This is a genomic window from Kitasatospora sp. NPDC005748, assembly GCF_040630735.1.
Lineage (GTDB): Bacteria > Actinomycetota > Actinomycetes > Streptomycetales > Streptomycetaceae > Kitasatospora.
In genome coordinates this window covers 38,481-54,223 of the sequence record NZ_JBEXYD010000018.1, presented here as the reverse complement: position 1 = coordinate 54,223, position 15,743 = coordinate 38,481, and the positions used below count along the sequence as shown (strand labels likewise).

13 protein-coding genes are annotated in these 15,743 nt (G+C 73.7%); 11 read left to right on the top strand and 2 right to left on the bottom strand.

From position 1 onward, the window contains the following. Positions 1-268: 268 nt before the first annotated feature. The 11 genes from ABZ495_RS16320 (at position 269) to ABZ495_RS16270 (ending at position 11,009) form a co-directional block, all read left to right on the top strand. Positions 269-2,041, top strand: a complete 1,773-nt coding sequence (locus ABZ495_RS16320; RefSeq protein WP_359836448.1) for an ABC transporter ATP-binding protein — start codon at positions 269-271, stop codon at positions 2,039-2,041. A 43-nt stretch (positions 2,042-2,084) separates the two neighbouring features. Then, positions 2,085-3,857: an ABC transporter ATP-binding protein gene (locus ABZ495_RS16315; protein ID WP_359806894.1), complete on the top strand. Its 1,773-nt coding sequence runs from the start codon at positions 2,085-2,087 to the stop codon at positions 3,855-3,857. A 168-nt stretch (positions 3,858-4,025) separates the two neighbouring features. Next, complete coding sequence (locus ABZ495_RS16310) at positions 4,026-4,271, top strand: LapA family protein (protein ID WP_359806892.1); 246 nt, start codon at positions 4,026-4,028, stop codon at positions 4,269-4,271. After that, positions 4,268-5,032, top strand: a complete 765-nt coding sequence (locus ABZ495_RS16305) for an amino acid ABC transporter ATP-binding protein (RefSeq protein ID WP_359806889.1) — start codon at positions 4,268-4,270, stop codon at positions 5,030-5,032. The genes ABZ495_RS16310 and ABZ495_RS16305 overlap by 4 nt, the downstream gene beginning before the upstream one ends. 25 nt (positions 5,033-5,057) lie before the next feature. Continuing rightward, the gene (locus tag ABZ495_RS16300) at positions 5,058-5,936 is read left to right on the top strand and encodes a glutamate ABC transporter substrate-binding protein (RefSeq protein ID WP_359836475.1); all 879 of its coding nucleotides are present in this window, start codon (positions 5,058-5,060) and stop codon (positions 5,934-5,936) included. 12 nt (positions 5,937-5,948) lie between these two features. Next, complete coding sequence (locus tag ABZ495_RS16295) at positions 5,949-6,593, top strand: amino acid ABC transporter permease (protein WP_329490737.1); 645 nt, start codon at positions 5,949-5,951, stop codon at positions 6,591-6,593. Further along, the gene (locus ABZ495_RS16290; RefSeq protein ID WP_359806886.1) at positions 6,590-7,453 is read left to right on the top strand and encodes an amino acid ABC transporter permease; all 864 of its coding nucleotides are present in this window, start codon (positions 6,590-6,592) and stop codon (positions 7,451-7,453) included. Before ABZ495_RS16295 ends, ABZ495_RS16290 begins: the two co-directional genes overlap by 4 nt. A 111-nt stretch (positions 7,454-7,564) precedes the next feature. Further along, entirely contained in the window at positions 7,565-8,479 is a 915-nt protein-coding gene (locus ABZ495_RS16285; protein ID WP_329490739.1) for a LysR family transcriptional regulator, read from the top strand. A gap of 116 nt (positions 8,480-8,595) precedes the next feature. Then, a complete protein-coding gene (locus tag ABZ495_RS16280) occupies positions 8,596-9,162 on the top strand; it encodes a cysteine dioxygenase family protein (RefSeq protein WP_359806883.1) in 567 nt (188 codons plus the stop codon). Between the two features lie 13 nt (positions 9,163-9,175). After that, on the top strand, positions 9,176-10,213 hold the full coding sequence (locus tag ABZ495_RS16275; protein ID WP_329492353.1) for a putative sulfate exporter family transporter: 1,038 nt from the start codon (positions 9,176-9,178) through the stop codon (positions 10,211-10,213). An 85-nt stretch (positions 10,214-10,298) separates the two neighbouring features. Continuing rightward, positions 10,299-11,009, top strand: coding sequence for a spermidine synthase (locus tag ABZ495_RS16270; protein ID WP_329490741.1), 711 nt, complete (start codon positions 10,299-10,301; stop codon positions 11,007-11,009). 55 nt (positions 11,010-11,064) lie between these two features. On the opposite strand, the gene ABZ495_RS16265 is transcribed toward ABZ495_RS16270, so the two are convergent. Together ABZ495_RS16265 and ABZ495_RS16260 are read right to left on the bottom strand one after the other, a co-directional pair. Next, entirely contained in the window at positions 11,065-13,335 is a 2,271-nt protein-coding gene (locus ABZ495_RS16265) for a glycosyl hydrolase family 18 protein (protein WP_359836446.1), read from the bottom strand. A 322-nt stretch (positions 13,336-13,657) separates the two neighbouring features. Next, on the bottom strand, positions 13,658-15,700 hold the full coding sequence (locus tag ABZ495_RS16260; RefSeq protein WP_359836444.1) for a hypothetical protein: 2,043 nt from the start codon (positions 15,698-15,700) through the stop codon (positions 13,658-13,660). Positions 15,701-15,743 lie beyond the last annotated feature (43 nt).

The window sequence follows — 15,743 nt, the reverse complement described above, 5'->3', positions numbered from 1 at the left end:
GTTGTCCGGATTGTTCCCGGCCGGGCAAAGAATTTTCTGACGCGTTGTACCGGCGTGCGCAGGAGGTCCGGGAGGGGGCGCGCGACGCGGAAAACCTGTTGCGCAGCTCACAGTCGCCTTGGCAGGCTCGCTGCCATGACCTCCTGAGCAGCCCCCCGGCCGTGACCGCACCGGCCCCCTCCTCCCCTTCCCCCACCACGTGCTCCCGGCGCCACCGCGCGACGAGCACGTCGTCGCCATTCGCCCGCACCACCCCCAACGGAGCGTCATGCCGCTCAAGACCCTGCCGCTGGCCGATCCCGGCGACCCGGACCTCTCCTCCCCCCTCGCCTTCCTGCGCTGGCTGCAGCGCAGCCAGCGGCGCGGGCAGGTGCTCGCCACCTGCTGGTCGCTGCTGGAGATGGGCAGCCGGGCGGCCCTGCCGCTCCCGGTGGGCCTCGGCGTCCAGGCCGCCGTGGACGGCGACGCCGCCGGCCTCCGGTGGGCCGGTGCCGCCGTGCTGGCCCTGGCCGTCGTCGCCGCCTTCGGCGCCGTCATGCTGCACCGCCAGGCGGTGTGGAACTGGATCCACGCCGCCACCCAGGTCCGCCAACTGGTCTCCCGTCAGGCCTCCCACCTGGGCGCCGGGCTGTCCCGGCGGATCGCCACCGGGGAGATCGTCGCCGTCGGCAGCGGGGACGTCGAGAAGATCGGCTGGTACGTCGAGCTGGTCGCCCGGCTCCGCGGCGCGGTGCTGGTCTGGCTGGCGGTCAGCGCCGCGGTGCTGGTCGCCGAGCCCGTGCTCGGCCTCGCCGTGCTGCTCGGCGTCCCGGTGCTGGCCGCCTCCGTCTGGCCGCTGCTCGGCCCCTTCGAGCGGCGCTACTCCGAACAGCGCGCGCTCGGCGGCAAGGCGACGGAGCTGGCCGCCGACACCGTGGCCGGGCTCCGGGTGCTCCGCGGCATCGGCGGCGAGGAGCTGTTCCTCGACCGCTACCGGGCGGCCTCCCAGAGGGTCCGCGCGGCCGCCGTCCGCTCGGCCCGGCTCTGGTCGCTGATGCAGGCCCAGCAGGTCCTGCTGCCGGGCCTCTTCGTGGTCGGCGTCACCTGGTACGGGGCCCGGCTGGCCGCGGACGGGGAGATCGGCATCGGCACCCTCGTCGCGGTGTACGGCGCCACCGCCTACCTGGCCGCGCCGCTGCGCATCCTCGGCGAGGCCGCGCACGCCTGGAGCGTCGCCCGGGTCTCCGCCGGGCGGGCCGTCCGGGTGCTCTCGCTCAGCCGGACGACCGGCACCGCCGAGGCCGTGCTCACCGGGCCGGGCCGGGCCGACCTGTTCGACCCGGTGACCGGGCTGACGCTGCGGGCCGGTGAGCTGACCGCCGTCGTCTGCGGCGACCCGGACTTCGCCGGGGCGCTGGCCGGCCGGCTCGGCGGGCACGTCCCGCTGGGCGAGGGGGAGCGGGCGCAGCCCTCCGTCCGGCTCGGCGGCACCGAGCTGGACGCCGTGCCGCTGGCCGAGGCCCGGGCGGCGGTGCTGGTCCACGACAAGGAGCCGGTGCTGCTCTCCGGCACCCTGGCCGAGCTCTTCGACATCCCCGCCTCGGGCCGGGTCACCCCCAACGAGGCGCTGGCCGCCGCCCGCGCCGAGGACGTCCTGGACGCGCTGGTGGACGGCTCGCCCGAGTGCGCGGGGGACGCCATGCGGGCCGGGATCACCGAGCGCGGCCGCTCGCTCTCCGGTGGCCAGCGCCAGCGGCTGGCGCTGGCCCGCGCCCTGCTGGCCGACCCGCCGGTGCTCGTCCTGGACGAGCCCACCAGCGCGGTCGACGCCCACACCGAGTCCCGGATCGCCACCGGGCTGCGGGCGAGCCGGGAGGGGCGCACCACGGTGGTGTTCGCCACCAGCCCGCTGCTGCTGGACCAGGCGGACCGGGTGGTGCTGCTCCAGGGCGGCCGGGCCGTCGCGGCCGGCCGCCACCGCGAGCTGATGCGCACCGAGCCCGCCTACCGCGCCGTGGTCACCCGCGACGAGGAACCGGTCGCCGTGGGGGAGGGCGTATGAGCCCCGCACCCGTCCGCCGCCCCGCCCAGCCGAGGAGCACCGCATGAAGCCCCCCGCCCATCAGGAGCAGGGACCGGCCACCACCCTGCCGGTCGGCTCGCCGGCCACCGTCCGCGCCTACCTGCGGCTGCTCGCCCGGCGGCACCGCGCCGGCTTCGGCGCCGTGGTGGGCCTGCACTCGGTGGCCACCGTGGCCGGCCTGGTCGGGCCCTGGGTGCTCGGCACGCTGGTCGAGTCGCTGGCCACCGGCACCGCCGGGTCCACCATCGCGGTGGCCGTCGCCTGGTACCTGCTGGCCCTGGTGGTGCAGTCGGCCTTCACCTGGTGGTCCCGGCTGCGCGGCAGCGTCCTCGGCGAGCGGGTGCTGGCCGACCTCCGGGAAGACTTCCTGGTCCGGTCGGTGACGCTGCCGACCGGTGTGCTGGAGCGGGCCGGCACCGGGGACCTCGTCTCCCGGGGCACCACCGACATCGACCGGCTGGACAAGTCGGTCCGCGAGGCGGTGCCCGAGCTGGCCGTCGCCGTGGTCTCGCTGCTGCTGGTGCTCGGCGCCCTGGTGGTGACCTCACCGCTGCTCGCGCTCACCTCGCTGATCGGCCTGCCGCTGTTGCTGGCCAGCTCGCGCTGGTACTTCCGGCGCGCCCCGCAGTCCTACCGCAACGAGTCGGCCGGCTACGCCGCGGTCAACACCGTGCTGGCCGAGACGGTCGACGCCGGGCGGACGGTCGAGACGCTGCGCCTGGGCGACGACCGGGTCCGGCTCACCGACCGCAAGCTCGGCGAGTGGCTCGCCTGGGAGCGGTACACCCTCTGGCTGCGCTCGGTCTGGTTCCCGACCATCGACGCGGTCTACACCCTGGCCGTGCTCGGGACGCTGGTGCTCGGCGGCCTGTTCACGCTGGAGGGCTGGATCACCGTCGGCCAGCTGACCACCGGGGTGCTCTACGCCCAGGCGCTCACCGGCCCGGTCGACCTGATCCTGCGCTGGTACGACGAGCTGCAGATCGGGCAGGCCTCGCTGGCGCGACTGGTCGGGGTCCGCGAGGTGCCCGAGCACGAGAGCGACGAGTCCGCCCACCCGGACGGCCGGCACGTGCGGGCCGACGAGGTCCGGTTCGGCTACCGCGAGGGCGCCGACGTGCTGCACGGGATCAGCCTGGACGTCGCCCCGGGCAGCCGGGTCGCCCTGGTCGGTCCCTCCGGTGCGGGCAAGTCCACCCTGGGGCGGCTGCTGGCCGGGGTCTACGCGCCCGGCCGGGGCAGCGTGACGCTGGGCGGGGCGGCGCTCTCGCGGATGCCGGCCGAGCGGGTCCGGGCCGAGGTGGCCCTGGTCAACCAGGAGCACCACGTCTTCGTCGGCACCCTGCGGGACAACCTGCGCCTCGCCGCGCCGGACGCCGCCGACACCGAGCTGCGCGCCGCGCTGGACGCGGTGGACGCCGGGGAGTGGGTGGACGCGCTGGCGCAGGGGCTGGACACCGAGGTCGGCTCGGGCGGCACCGCGCTGACCGCTCCGCAGGCGCAGCAACTGGCGCTGGCCCGACTGGTGCTGGCTGACCCGCACACCCTGGTCCTGGACGAGGCCACCTCGCTGCTGGACCCGAGGGCCGCCCGGCACCTGGAGCGCTCGCTCTCGCGGGTGCTGGAGGGCCGGACGGTGATCGCCATCGCGCACCGGCTGCACACCGCCCACGACGCCGACGTGATCGCCGTGGTCGAGGGCGGGCGGATCAGCGAGTACGGCAGCCACCCGGAGCTGGTCGCCGCGGGCGGTCCGTACGCGGCGCTCTGGCGGTCCTGGCGGGACGAGCGGTAACCGGGGGCGGCAGCGGCCCCCCGGGCGCTCTGCTGCCCCGACCGGCCACCGGTGGCTGGCCGCTCCCGGTGACACAGCGCAAACCCGCACGGGGCAGGGTTGCCCCGTGCGGGTTACTCCCGGGCGCGTAACCGGACAAGTCGGTCGATCGGCCCGCAGACTGCGCGTGTGACCAAGATTTCAGACGGTTCTTCCAGCACCCGGCGCAGCGAGATCGGTGGCGTCCCCACCCGGTACATCGGGATCGGCGTCATCGTCGTGCTCGCGGTGTGGTTCCTGTTCGCCAACCTCGACAAGGTGAAGATCCAGTTCTGGGTGTTCACCGTGACCGCGCCGCTCTGGATCGCGCTGCTCGCCACCCTGATCGCGGGTGGTGCGCTGGGGTGGTTGCTGAAGGGGCGGAGCACCAAGTGACGGCACCGCCGGGGGCGTCCGCCTTCGAGCCGCTGATCGAGCTGCGGGGCGTCAACAAGCACTTCGGCGAGCTGCACGTGCTGCAGGACATCGAGCTGACGGTGGGTCGCGGCGAGGTCGTGGTGGTGATCGGGCCCTCCGGCTCCGGCAAGTCCACGCTCTGCCGGGCGATCAACCGCCTGGAGCCGATCGAGTCGGGCAGCATCTCGATCGACGGCAAGCCGCTGCCCGCGGAGGGCAAGGGGCTCGCCCTGCTGCGCGCGGACGTCGGGATGGTCTTCCAGTCCTTCAACCTCTTCTCCCACAAGACCGTGCTGCAGAACGTCTCGCTGGCGCAGATCAAGGTCCGCGGCCGGCCGCGCGCGGAGGCGGACGCGAAGTCCCGGGCCCTGCTGGAGCGGGTCGGGCTGGTCGCCCAGGCGGACAAGTACCCGGCGCAGCTCTCCGGGGGTCAGCAGCAGCGCGTCGCGATCGCCCGGGCGCTCGCCATGGAGCCCAAGGCACTGCTCTTCGACGAGCCCACCTCCGCCCTCGACCCCGAGATGATCAACGAGGTGCTGGACGTGATGCGCCAGCTCGCGCACGAGGGCATGACCATGGTGGTGGTCACCCACGAGATGGGGTTCGCCCGCGCGTCGGCCAACCGGGTGGTGTTCATGGCCGACGGGCGGATCGTCGAGGACCGTGCCCCCGAGGACTTCTTCGGCGCGCCGGAGAGCGAGCGCGCCCGGGACTTCCTGTCCAAGATCCTGAAGCACTGAGGCGGGCGCCGTGACGAGGAAGTGGATGCTCGCCGCCGCGGCCCTGATCGTGCTGCTGGCCGGCTGCGGCAAGGAGGGCACCCCGCCGCCGAAGGGTCCGCAGCCCAGCGCGCTGCCCAGCTACCAGGTGCGGGACGCCGCCGGCGTCACCGGTTCGCCCACCCTGGACGCGGCGCGCGCCCGGGGCCACCTGGTGGTGGGGGCCAAGGAGGACCAGCCCTACCTCGGCCAGAAGAACCCGGCCACCGGGGAGTACTCCGGCTTCGACATCGAGATCGCCAGGATGGTCGGCGCCGACCTGGGCTTCGCGCCCGACCGGATCGAGTTCCGGACGATCGCCTCCGCCAACCGGGAGACCGCCCTGCAGAACGGGCAGGTGGACTACTACGTCGGCACCTACACCATCAACGACAACCGCAAGAAGCTGGTCGGCTTCGCAGGGCCGTACTACCTGGCCGGCCAGTCGCTGCTGGTGCGCGAGAACAACGACACCATCCACGGCCCGGAGGACCTGAACGGCAAGAAGGTCTGCTCGGCGGCGGGCTCCACCCCGTACCAGCGGATCCAGAAGCAGTACCCCGACGTCAAGCTGATCGGCTACGACACCTACTCGGCCTGCGTGGACAACCTGATCACCGGCCAGGTGGACGCCGTCACCACGGACAACACGATCCTGATGGGCTACGCGGCCAAGGTGCCGGACGAGCTCAAGGTGGTCGGGCCGCTGTTCTCCCAGGAGCCGTACGGGATCGGGACGCCGAAGGACGACACCGTGCTGCGCTACGCGCTCGACGACGCCCTGGCGCACCACGAGGAGAACGGTGACTGGAAGCGGGCCTACGACGCCACCCTCGGCCTGTCCGGGGTGCCCGCGCCGACCCCGCCGCCGATCGACCGGTACTGAGAGGGCCGCCCCGTGAAAACGCTGACCGACAACTGGTCGACCTACTGGGAGGGCTTCCTCGGCACCCTCTCGCTGTTCGTGGTGAGCGCCGTGCTCGCCCTGGTGCTGGGCGTGCTGATCGCCGGCTTCCGGGTCTCGCCGGTGCGGCCGCTGCGGGTGTTCGGGACGGTCTGGGTGACGCTGCTGCGCAACACCCCGCTGACCCTGCTCTTCTTCATCGTGGTGCTGGGCCTGCCGCGGTTCGACATCACGCTGCCGTTCTTCACCTTCGCGGTGCTCGCGCTCGGCTGCTACACCTCGGCGTTCGTCTGCGAGGCGATGCGCGCGGGGGTCAACACCGTGCCCAGCGGCCAGGGCGAGGCGGCCCGGAGCCTGGGCATGACCTTCGGGCAGACGATGAGCCTGGTGGTGCTGCCGCAGGCGTACCGGTCGGTGGTCGCCCCGATCGGCAGTGTGATGATCGCGCTGGCCAAGAACACCGCGATCGCCGGCTCGTTCAGCGTGACCGAACTGCTCGGCAGCTACCGGACCATCAACGAGCTGGGGTACAGCATCATCTGGACCTTCGTCTGGATCGCCGTCGGCTACCTGATCATCACCCTGGCCGTCAGCGCGCTCTTCAACGTGCTGGAACGACGAGTGGCGGTGTCGCGATGACGGTGGAATCCTCGGCGCTCTACGACATCCCCGGCCCCAAGGCGCTGGCCCGGCACCGGCTGTACGGGCTGATCGCACTGGTCGCGATCGCCGCGCTGATCGGGTGGATCGTCTACATGCTGTTCCACACCGAGCAGTTCACGTACCAGAAGTGGATGGCCTTCGAGTACGAGGGCGTGCAGGACCTGCTGCTGCGCGGGCTGGGGAACACGCTCAAGGCCTTCGGATGGACGGTGCTGTTCGCGCTGCCGTTCGGCGCGCTGTTCGCGGCCGGGCGGCTCTCCGACCACCGGGCGGTGCGCTGGCTCTCCACCCTGGTGGTGGAGTTCTTCCGGGCCATGCCGGTGCTGGTGATGATCTTCTTCATCTTCGTCGCGCTCAAGGTGGAACCACTCTGGGCGCTGGTGGCCGGTCTGGTGCTGTACAACGGCTCGGTGCTGGCCGAGGTGTTCCGGGCCGGTGTGCTCGCGGTGCCCGCCGGGCAGCGCGAGGCGGCGTACGCGCTGGGCATGCGCAAGACCCAGGTGATGTCCTACGTGCTGGTGCCGCAGGCCAACCGGGCGATGCTGCCGGCCATCATCAGCCAGCTGGTGGTGGCGCTCAAGGACACCTCGCTGGGCTTCCTGATCACCTACGAGGAGTTCCTGCACGCGGGCAAGCTGATCGCCACCAACCTCGACTACGACCTGCCGTTCATCCCCGTGGTGATGGTGATCTCGCCGATCTACATCGGGATGTGCCTGGCGCTCTCCTGGCTGGCCCGGTGGGTCGAGGCCCGTACCCGGCGCAGTCCGAGCACCCAGGGCGGCGCACCGGTCGCCGAGGCCGGACTGGTGCTGGGGCTGCCCCCGGAGGAGTAGGAGCGGCGGGAACGCACCGGAGAAACCATAGGTGCGGGTGGGAATAGCTCCGGCATCTCCAAAGTCTGCTTATGATTCCTGGGACCAGGGGCGCGGGCAGGTGGAGGGGCAGTGGAGCCGGTATTCGACTCGCGGCACATCAGGACCTTCCACGAGGTCGTCCGGGCCGGCTCCTACTCGGCCGCCGCCCGCGAGCTCGGCTACACCCAGCCCGCCATCACCCAGCAGATGAAGGCGCTGGAGCGGTCCGTCGGAGTCCCGCTGTTCACCCGGGCCGGGCGCGGGCTGCGCCTCACCGAGGCCGGTGAGGCACTGGCCCGGCACGCCGAACTGATCCTCGGCAGTCTCGCCGCGGCCCAGCAGCAACTCGGCGCGCTCGCCCGGTTGCGCGCCGGGAGGGTCCGGGTCTGCGCGTTCCCGAGCGCCAACGCGACCCTGATACCCCAGGCGATGGCCCGGCTGCTCGCCGAGCACCCCGGGGTCCGGGTCGAACTGCTGGAGGCCGAACCGCCCGACTCCGTGCAGCGGCTGCTGCGCGGCGAGTGCGACATCGCGCTCTCCTTCCGCTACCCGGGCGTCGCCGCCGAGCTGCCGCCCGAGCTGGACGAGATCCCGCTGATGGAGGACCTGCTCACGGTGCTGCTGCCGGTCGGCCACCCGCTGGGCCGCCGGCACGCCGTCCGGCTGGCCGACCTCGACGGCGAGCGCTGGATCGCCGGGTGTCCGCGCTGCCGGGCCAACCTGCTGCACGTCTGCGCCGAGGAGGGCTTCGCACCCGACATCGTCTTCTCCACCGACGACAACCTGGCGGTGCAGAGCCTGGTCGCCGCCGGGGTCGGGATCGCGCTGATGCCCGCGCTGGTGCTCTCCTTCATGTGCCACCGCAAGGTCACCGGGCGCGCCGTCGAGCCGCACCTGCGGCGCCAGGTGAGCGCGTACGTGCTCCGCGAGCACCGCCGGATCCCGGCCACCGCGCTGGTGCTGGACCAGTTGCGGTCCGCGGCGGCCTCGCGGGTGGGCTGCTGATCCCCGCCGTTCGACAACCGGCCCGTCGGCCCGGGGTCAATCCATAAGCGGGGTTTGGGGAAGAGCGAAAGAACCCTCCTTGGACGTGATGGGTCGGCCGGGGCCAACCTGCTGGCATGACACCCTCCGCCACGGTCGGCAGCGACCGGCTCACCGAGCGCATGACCGCCCTGGTCGGCGAGATCCGCGCGGTCGTGGACCGCGGCCTGCCGCCGGAACTCACCGCCTACCTGGTCGGTGAGCGACTCTCCCCGCACCTGGGGGACGCCGGCCTGCTCACCGAGGCGCAGTGCGAGGGGGATCCCGACCGCTACCGCCAGCACGTCCTGCACGCCGAGGCCGACGGGGGGTTCTCGGTCGTCGCGCTGGTCTGGCTGCCCGGCCAGGAGACCCCGATCCACGACCACGTCTCCTGGTGCGTGGCCGGCGTCCACCAGGGCAAGGAGAGCGAGACCCGCTACCGGCTGGTGTCCGACGGACGCACCGCCCACCTGGTGGAGACCGAGCACGTGGTCGGCCCGGCCGGCACCGTCGCCGCCTTCGCCCCGCCCGGCGACATCCACCTGGTGCGCAACGCCTGCTCCTCCACGGCCATCTCGATCCACGTCTACGGCGCCGACGTCTCCCGGCTGGGCACCAGCATCCGGCGCGTCTACCGGCTGCCCGCCGACGGGCGGCGGTGAGCCCGCCGTGGCACTGACCCTCCGGGACCGGCCGGTCCGCACCCGCGCACTGCCCCCGCTCGGCGGCGACGTCCCCGGGCTGCTGCTCGCCGCCCTCGGCGTGGCCGCCGCGCTCGCGATCCACCAGGCCGTGCCCGCCGTGCCCAAGCTCACCGCCGCCGTGGTGCTCGGCATGGCCGCCGCCCACCTGCCCGGGCTGCGCCCGGTGGTCCGCGGGGTGGCCCGGCCGGGCCTCTCGACGGCCGGGAAGCGGCTGATGCGGCTCGGCATCGTGCTGCTCGGCCTCAAGCTCGGCCTGGACGACGTGCTCGGCCTCGGCTGGGCCACCGTCGCCATGGTCGTCGCCGTGGTGGCCGCCACCTTCGCCGGGACCGTCTGGCTCGGACGCCGGCTCGGCCTGCCGGGCGACCAGCCGCTGCTCGTCGCCACCGGGTACTCGATCTGCGGGGCCTCGGCGATCGGCGCGGTCAGCCAGGCCGCCGGCAGCGAGGAGGAGGACGTCGCCGCCTCCGTCGCGCTGGTCACCCTCTGCGGCACCCTGGCCATCGCCGTCCTCCCGCTGCTCCACCAGCCGCTCGGGCTGGACGACGCCGGGTTCGGGCGCTGGGTCGGCGCCAGCGTGCACGACGTCGGGCAGGTGGTCGCCACCGCGCAGACCGGCGGGGCGGGTGCGCTGCGCGAAGCCGTCCTGGTCAAGCTGATGCGGGTGGTGCTGCTGGCGCCACTGGTCGCTGGGGTCGCCGTCGCGATGCGGCGGGCGCGCCGGGGCACCCCCGGGGCCACCGGCAAGCGGCCGCCGATCGTGCCGCTCTTCGTGGCCGGGTTCCTCGCGATGATCGCGCTGCGGACCACCGGCGTGCTGCCCGACCGGGCGCTCACGCTGGCGGGGGACGCGCAGGAGCTGCTGCTGGCGGCCGCGCTGTTCGGCCTCGGCAGCGCCGTGCACCTGCCGACCATGCTGCGCACCGGCGGGCGGATCGCCCTGCTGGGGCTGGCCTCCTGGGTGATGGTCGCCGGCGTCAGCTACGCGGGGGTGCTGATCACGACGTGACCGGCCGGGCGGTGGCCTCGGCTATTGTCGGGCGGGTACTCGTTCGCCGAGCCGTTCTGCACCCGAGCCCGGGAGGAATCGCCGCATGTCCATCGCACTGCCCGCACGGGACGACCAGGAGGCAGTCGTCACCCTCGACCGGCGGGAGGGCCCGTTCGGCGAGGTGGTGCTGCGTCGGCGCGGACGGCACTTCGAGATCATCGCGAACGGCTGCTTCCTGATGGACACCGCCGACGGCCGCTCCGAGCGGTTGCTGATCCAGGCGGCGCTGGACGAGCTGGACCGCACCGGCCCCGCGGTGGAGCGCCCCTCGGTGCTGATCGGCGGGCTCGGCGTCGGATTCTCGCTGGCGTACGCGGTGGCCGAGGCGCGCTGGGGCCGGATCGCGATCGTCGAGCGCGAGAACGCGATCATCGACTGGCACCGGAGTGGCCCGCTGGGTGCCTTCTCCGGCGGCGCACTGGAGGACGAGCGGGTGGCGGTGCTCCACACCGACCTGCTGGAGTACCTGGCGGCGGCGGACGGCGAGCGCTACGACGCGCTCTGCCTGGACATCGACAACGGCCCGGACTGGACGGTCACCGACTCCAACGCCGGGCTCTACGGAGCCGACGGGCTGGCCGTGCTCTGGCACCGGCTGCGGCCGGGCGGGGTGCTGGCGGTCTGGAGCGCGCAGCCCTCCCCGGACTTCGAGGAGGCGCTGCGCGCGGCGGGCTTCTCGGACGTGGTCACCCACGAGATCGAGGTCGCCCGGGGAGTGCCGGACGTGGTGCACCTGGCCCGGCGCGCCGACTGAGCGCCGCGCCGGGCCGGGTCGTCCTGGGCCGGCTGGGCCGGGCTGTACCGGTGGTCTACTTCAGACCGTTGTCCACCGCGGCCATCAGTTCGCCGTTCGGGGTGTCGCCGTCGAAGGCCCACACCATCGCGCCGGCCAGCCCCTGGGACTTGATCCAGGCGGTCTTGCGGGCGATCTCGATCGGGTCGTCGTAGGTGTAGAGGACGGTCCCGTTGTAGATGTACGCGTGGCCGGCCACCGGGTCCCGGTAGATGGTGTAACCGCCGCCGGTGGCCATCTGCTTGAGCTTCTTGTAGTCCTCGAAGCCGGCCTCGTACGTCCCCGGGCCGGGGCCCGTCGCGGTCTGGAACAGGCCGTTGGTGGTGCCGCGCGGCACCCCCGTCCAGCCGCGTCCGTAGAACGGGATGCCCAGGGTCAGCTTGCTCTTCGGAGCGCCGCCGTTGAGGTAGGCGTTGATGGCGATCTCGGAGCTGAACTGCCGGTCCGGGGTGCTCGGGTCACCGGCCGCGAGTTTGATCGCGGACTGCTGGTTGGTGCTCATCTCCCAGCCGCCGTGGTAGTCGTAGCCCTGGATGGTGGCGAAGTCGAAGGCGCCGAACAGCCCGGGGATGTCGATGCCGGCGGTGACCTTCGCCGGGTCGGCCGGGAGGAAGGCGCTCAGCGTGTAGTGCTTGGCGGTGGTGGCGCCGAGGGCGTCCAGCTGGCGGCGGAACTCCTGGGCCAGCAGGGTGTAGTTGGCCTTGTCGGTCGGGCGGAAGATGTTCCCGTCGTGCCCGCCGGAGGCCGGCCACTCCCAGTCGAGGTCGATGCCGTCGAAGATGCCGGCCGCGCTGCCCGGACCGCCGCGGCCGTCGATGACCGGCAGGTTGCCCTTGATGTACATGTCGATGCAGGAGCTCACCAGCGCCTTGCGGGAGGCGTCGGTGGCGGCCGCGTCGGAGAACCACTTGCTGTACGACCAACCGCCCAGCGAGATCTGGATCTTGAGGTTGGGGTACTTGGCCTTGAGCTGCTTCAACTGGTTGAAGTTGCCCGCCAGCTTCTGGTCCCAGGTGTCGGTGGTGCCGGCCACCGAGCTGCCGGCGTCCCAGCCCTTGCCGAAGTCGGCCCAGGCGTCACCGGCGCCGTCGCCCGCGTTGGGGTCGTTGTCCGGTCCGGCGGCCTTGTTGGTGATGAAGCACTGTTTGGTGGTCGGGTGGATGTTGGCGAAGGCGTAGTTGAGCGTGGTGAGCCGGCCGGCCGAGCCGGAGGTGTCGAGCTGCTTCACGCTGTACCCGCGGGCGTAGATGCTCCACTGGGTGAAGTAGCCGATCTTCAGCGCGCCGGGGTTGCTCCCGCCGGGCTGGGTCTTGCCGGTCACGGCGTTCGACGCGGGGGAGACGTTGCCGGCCGCGTCTCGGGCCTTCACGGTGAAGGTGTACGAGGTGTCCGGAGCCAGGTTGCCCACGGTGGCGGAGGTGCCGGTGACGGTGGCGGCGAGCGCGGTGCCGTTGTAGACGTCGTAGGCGGTGACCCCGATGTTGTCGGTGCTGGCGCCCCAGGTGAGCGAGACGCTGTTGGCGTCCGAGCCGGTGACCAGCGGGGTGCCGGGGGTGGTCGGTGCCTGGCGGTCCGGGTCGGTCGGCGGCTTGGTGGTGGCGGTGACCGGGCCGGCGGCGGTCGAGCGGTTGCCCGCGGCGTCGAAGGCCTGGACGGTGAACTGGTAGGCGGTGCCGGCGGTCAGGCCCTGGACGGTGACCGCCGTGGTGGCGCCGTCCGTGGTGGCGACCTTGGTGGCGCCCTGGAACACGTCGTAGCCGGTGACCCCGACGTTGTCGGTGCTCGCCGTCCAGGCGAGGTCGACGGTGGTCTGGGTGGTGCTGCCGGCCTGGAGGCCGCCGGGCACGGTCGGCGCGCTCTGGTCCCCGCCGGCGCCGTCGCAGGGCTGGCCGTTCAGCTTGCAGTTGAGCAGGGGCTTGTAGGCGCCCGAGTAGGCGATGTTGAAGCCGAAGTTGTACGTGCCGCCCGGCGGCAGGTTGCCGGCCCAGCTGGGGTTCTTGACCGTGACGTGCGAACTCGCCGTGGTGTAGCTCGCGTTCCAGAGCGAGGCGACCGTGTTGGCGGCCGGCAGGTCGAACTCCAGGGTCCAGCTGGGCAGGGTGGCGCTGGAGCCGTTGGTGATGGTGTAGCTGCCCTCGTAGCCGGTGCTCCAGTCGCTGCCCTTGGTGAACGTCGCGGTGGCGGACCCGGCGGCGTGGGCGGCGGTGTTGGGCAGGGAGACGGCGAGCAGCGGGACGATCAGGGTCCCGGCCGCCAGCAGCGGCAGCTTGATCCGACGTCGGCGCATGGTTGTGGCTCCTGTCCTGGGGCCTCCGGGCATGCCGGGTCGCCCCGTTACCTGTGGGGAGGTGTCAGGTGCGTGGAGCAGCGTGCGGGAGCTCCGGGCCGTCGGGCGGCGCGGAACCGGAGACCTCCGGCCGTCGGGGTGCCGTCAGGATCCTGTGCTCCCCGAGGGTAGGGAGCCGCTCGGCAACTGGCAATAGGTCTGTACCAGTTGACGGTGGTGGACATGGCGGGCGGCGCGGTCGCCGGTCGGTGGGCCGGGGGCGGACGCGCACCGGCGGCCGCCCCTGGTGCGGGGCGGCCGCCGGTGCGGGGCGGTCCGGGCCTCAGCCGAAGGGGCTGGTCTCCGGCGCGGCGGCCGGTGCGGCCTCGGGGGCGGCGGGGATGTCGGCCGGCAGCGGGGCGAAGGGGTTGAAGTCCGGCGGCGGAACCATCACCGGGGTGCCCTTGGGGCCGCGCGCCGGGTCGTCCGGCCCGTCCTCGGCCGTCGGCAGGGTGACGGTCGGCGCGGGGACGGTCGGCGGCGCCGAGGGTGGCGGCGGCACGGCGGCGGGCGGCTGCGGGAGGGTGGTGCCGAACGGGTCGCTCGGCCGGTCCTCGGCCGTCACCGTGCCGAACGGGTCGGCGGCCCGGGTGGCGGCCGGTGCGGCCTCGGGGGCGGCGGGGGCGGTGGTGTCGGCCGGCAGCGGGGCGAAGGGGTCGAAGTCCGGCGGCGGGACCATCACCGGCGTGCCCTTGGGGCCCCGCTCCGGGTCGTCGGCGGTCTCCGGCACGGTGGTGTCGGTGAGCGTCGCGGCCTGGGGGGCGAAGGGGTCGAAGTCCGGCGGCGGGACCATGACGGGGGTGCCCTTGGGGCGCCGCTCGGCCGCCTCCGGACTGTCGTCCGGCACCAGGAGGGGCTCGACGGGCGTCGGGTCGGCCTCGGGGGCGAAGGGGTTGAAGTCGGCCGGGGGGACCCGGACCGGCGTGCCGCGCAGGTGGACCGGCAGCGGCGTGGCGTCGTCCGGAGCGGGCGCGGCGGCCTGCTCCGGGACGGCTTCGGCGGCGAACCCGGCCGTCGCGGCGAGCGGTTCGGCCGCCGGAACGGGCGTCGGAGTCGGGGCCGGAACCGGGTACGGCTCGGCGGGGACGCTGTGGGCGGGGGTCGCGGCGGGCGCCGGCGCGAAGGCGCGGACCGGCGGGGTCAGCTGCCCGGCCACGCCGTCCCAGCCGAACTGGACGCTCTTCAGCAGCTCGGCGAAGGCCTCCGTGTACAGCTCCCAGTCCTGCTGCTGCGCCGTCGTGAGCTGGACGCAGAGCACCGAGACACCGTCCGGCAGCGGCACGAACGCCTCCACCACCGAGGTGACCGCCCAGCGGCGCCGGCCGTCGTCGGCGAGCGGACCGGGGACGGGGACGCTGCGGCCCTCGACCAGGACGGCGGCCGGGCCGGCCGGCAGCAGCACCGTCCAGACCTCGGCGTGCCGGCGGACGGTGGCCAGTTCGGTGGCCAGCCCGGAGATCGGCAGCGGGTGGCGGGCGAGCGAGACCACCAGGGTGGCCTCGGTCGGTCGGCCGGCCACCTCCAGGGCGCAGAGCCCGGCGTAGACCGTGCCCGAGGCGGTGATGGAGTCGGCCAGGGACGCGGCGATCACCGCGAAGTCGCGGCGCGGCGCCGGACCGGTGCCGCTGAACAGCTCCTCGGCGACCTCGGCCAGGTGCGCGGTCAGCTCGGCGGCGGCCGCACCGGTGGCCGGGTCGACGCCCTTGGCGGTGGCCACCGCGTCGGCCCCGGCCGGGCCGGCGGGCACGGTACGGGCGGAGACGCCGACCGGGCCGCCCGGGGAGGTCAGCGGGTGGAAGCCGGGCGGGACGACCAGGCGGACCTCGGCGCCGGCGCCGGTGGCGAGCTCCACCGGCTGCCGGGTCTGCTGTCCGGCGGCGAGCGCCGCCAGCGCGGCGGCGAACGGCGGGCGCAGCTCGGGGGCGGCGACCTCGCCGGCCACCGGCAGCCCGAACAGCGCGGCCGTGGCGGTGCCCCGGTCGGCCACCGCGCCGCGTACCGGGCCGCCGCCGTACCGCGCGAGCAGCGCGTCGCCGGCCAGCTCGGCCAGCGGGGCGCCGGTGCCCGGGCGGGCCGTCCCGGCGGTGACCACGGTGCCGAGCCGGTCGACGGCGTCGTACACCGGACCGTTGGGCGCCAGTGGGAGGTTGAACAGGGCCTCGGCCGCCGGGTGGGCGCCGGCGGTCAGGGCCGTCAGCGAAGCCGCCGGGTGGCGCGACGTGTGCTTCTCGAAGAGGGCTTCGGTGAGCGCGCCGAGCGTCGCGGACACCTGCTCCGCCGGGGCGAAGGGATTGGCCTCCGTGGTGAACTGGCCGTCCTGGGTCAACTGATGAGCCCCCCGCTCTGCTGCGTGTGCGTTGGTGGTTCGG

Coding starts and splice junctions, on each gene's coding strand:
- ABZ495_RS16270 (WP_329490741.1), top strand. CDS start 10,299: ATGTCCATCGCACTGCCCGCACGGGACGACCAGGAGGCAGTCGTCACC.
- ABZ495_RS16280 (WP_359806883.1), top strand. CDS start 8,596: ATGACACCCTCCGCCACGGTCGGCAGCGACCGGCTCACCGAGCGCATG.
- ABZ495_RS16290 (WP_359806886.1), top strand. CDS start 6,590: ATGACGGTGGAATCCTCGGCGCTCTACGACATCCCCGGCCCCAAGGCG.
- ABZ495_RS16320 (WP_359836448.1), top strand. CDS start 269: ATGCCGCTCAAGACCCTGCCGCTGGCCGATCCCGGCGACCCGGACCTC.
- ABZ495_RS16265 (WP_359836446.1), bottom strand. CDS start 13,335: ATGCGCCGACGTCGGATCAAGCTGCCGCTGCTGGCGGCCGGGACCCTG.
- ABZ495_RS16300 (WP_359836475.1), top strand. CDS start 5,058: ATGCTCGCCGCCGCGGCCCTGATCGTGCTGCTGGCCGGCTGCGGCAAG.
- ABZ495_RS16315 (WP_359806894.1), top strand. CDS start 2,085: ATGAAGCCCCCCGCCCATCAGGAGCAGGGACCGGCCACCACCCTGCCG.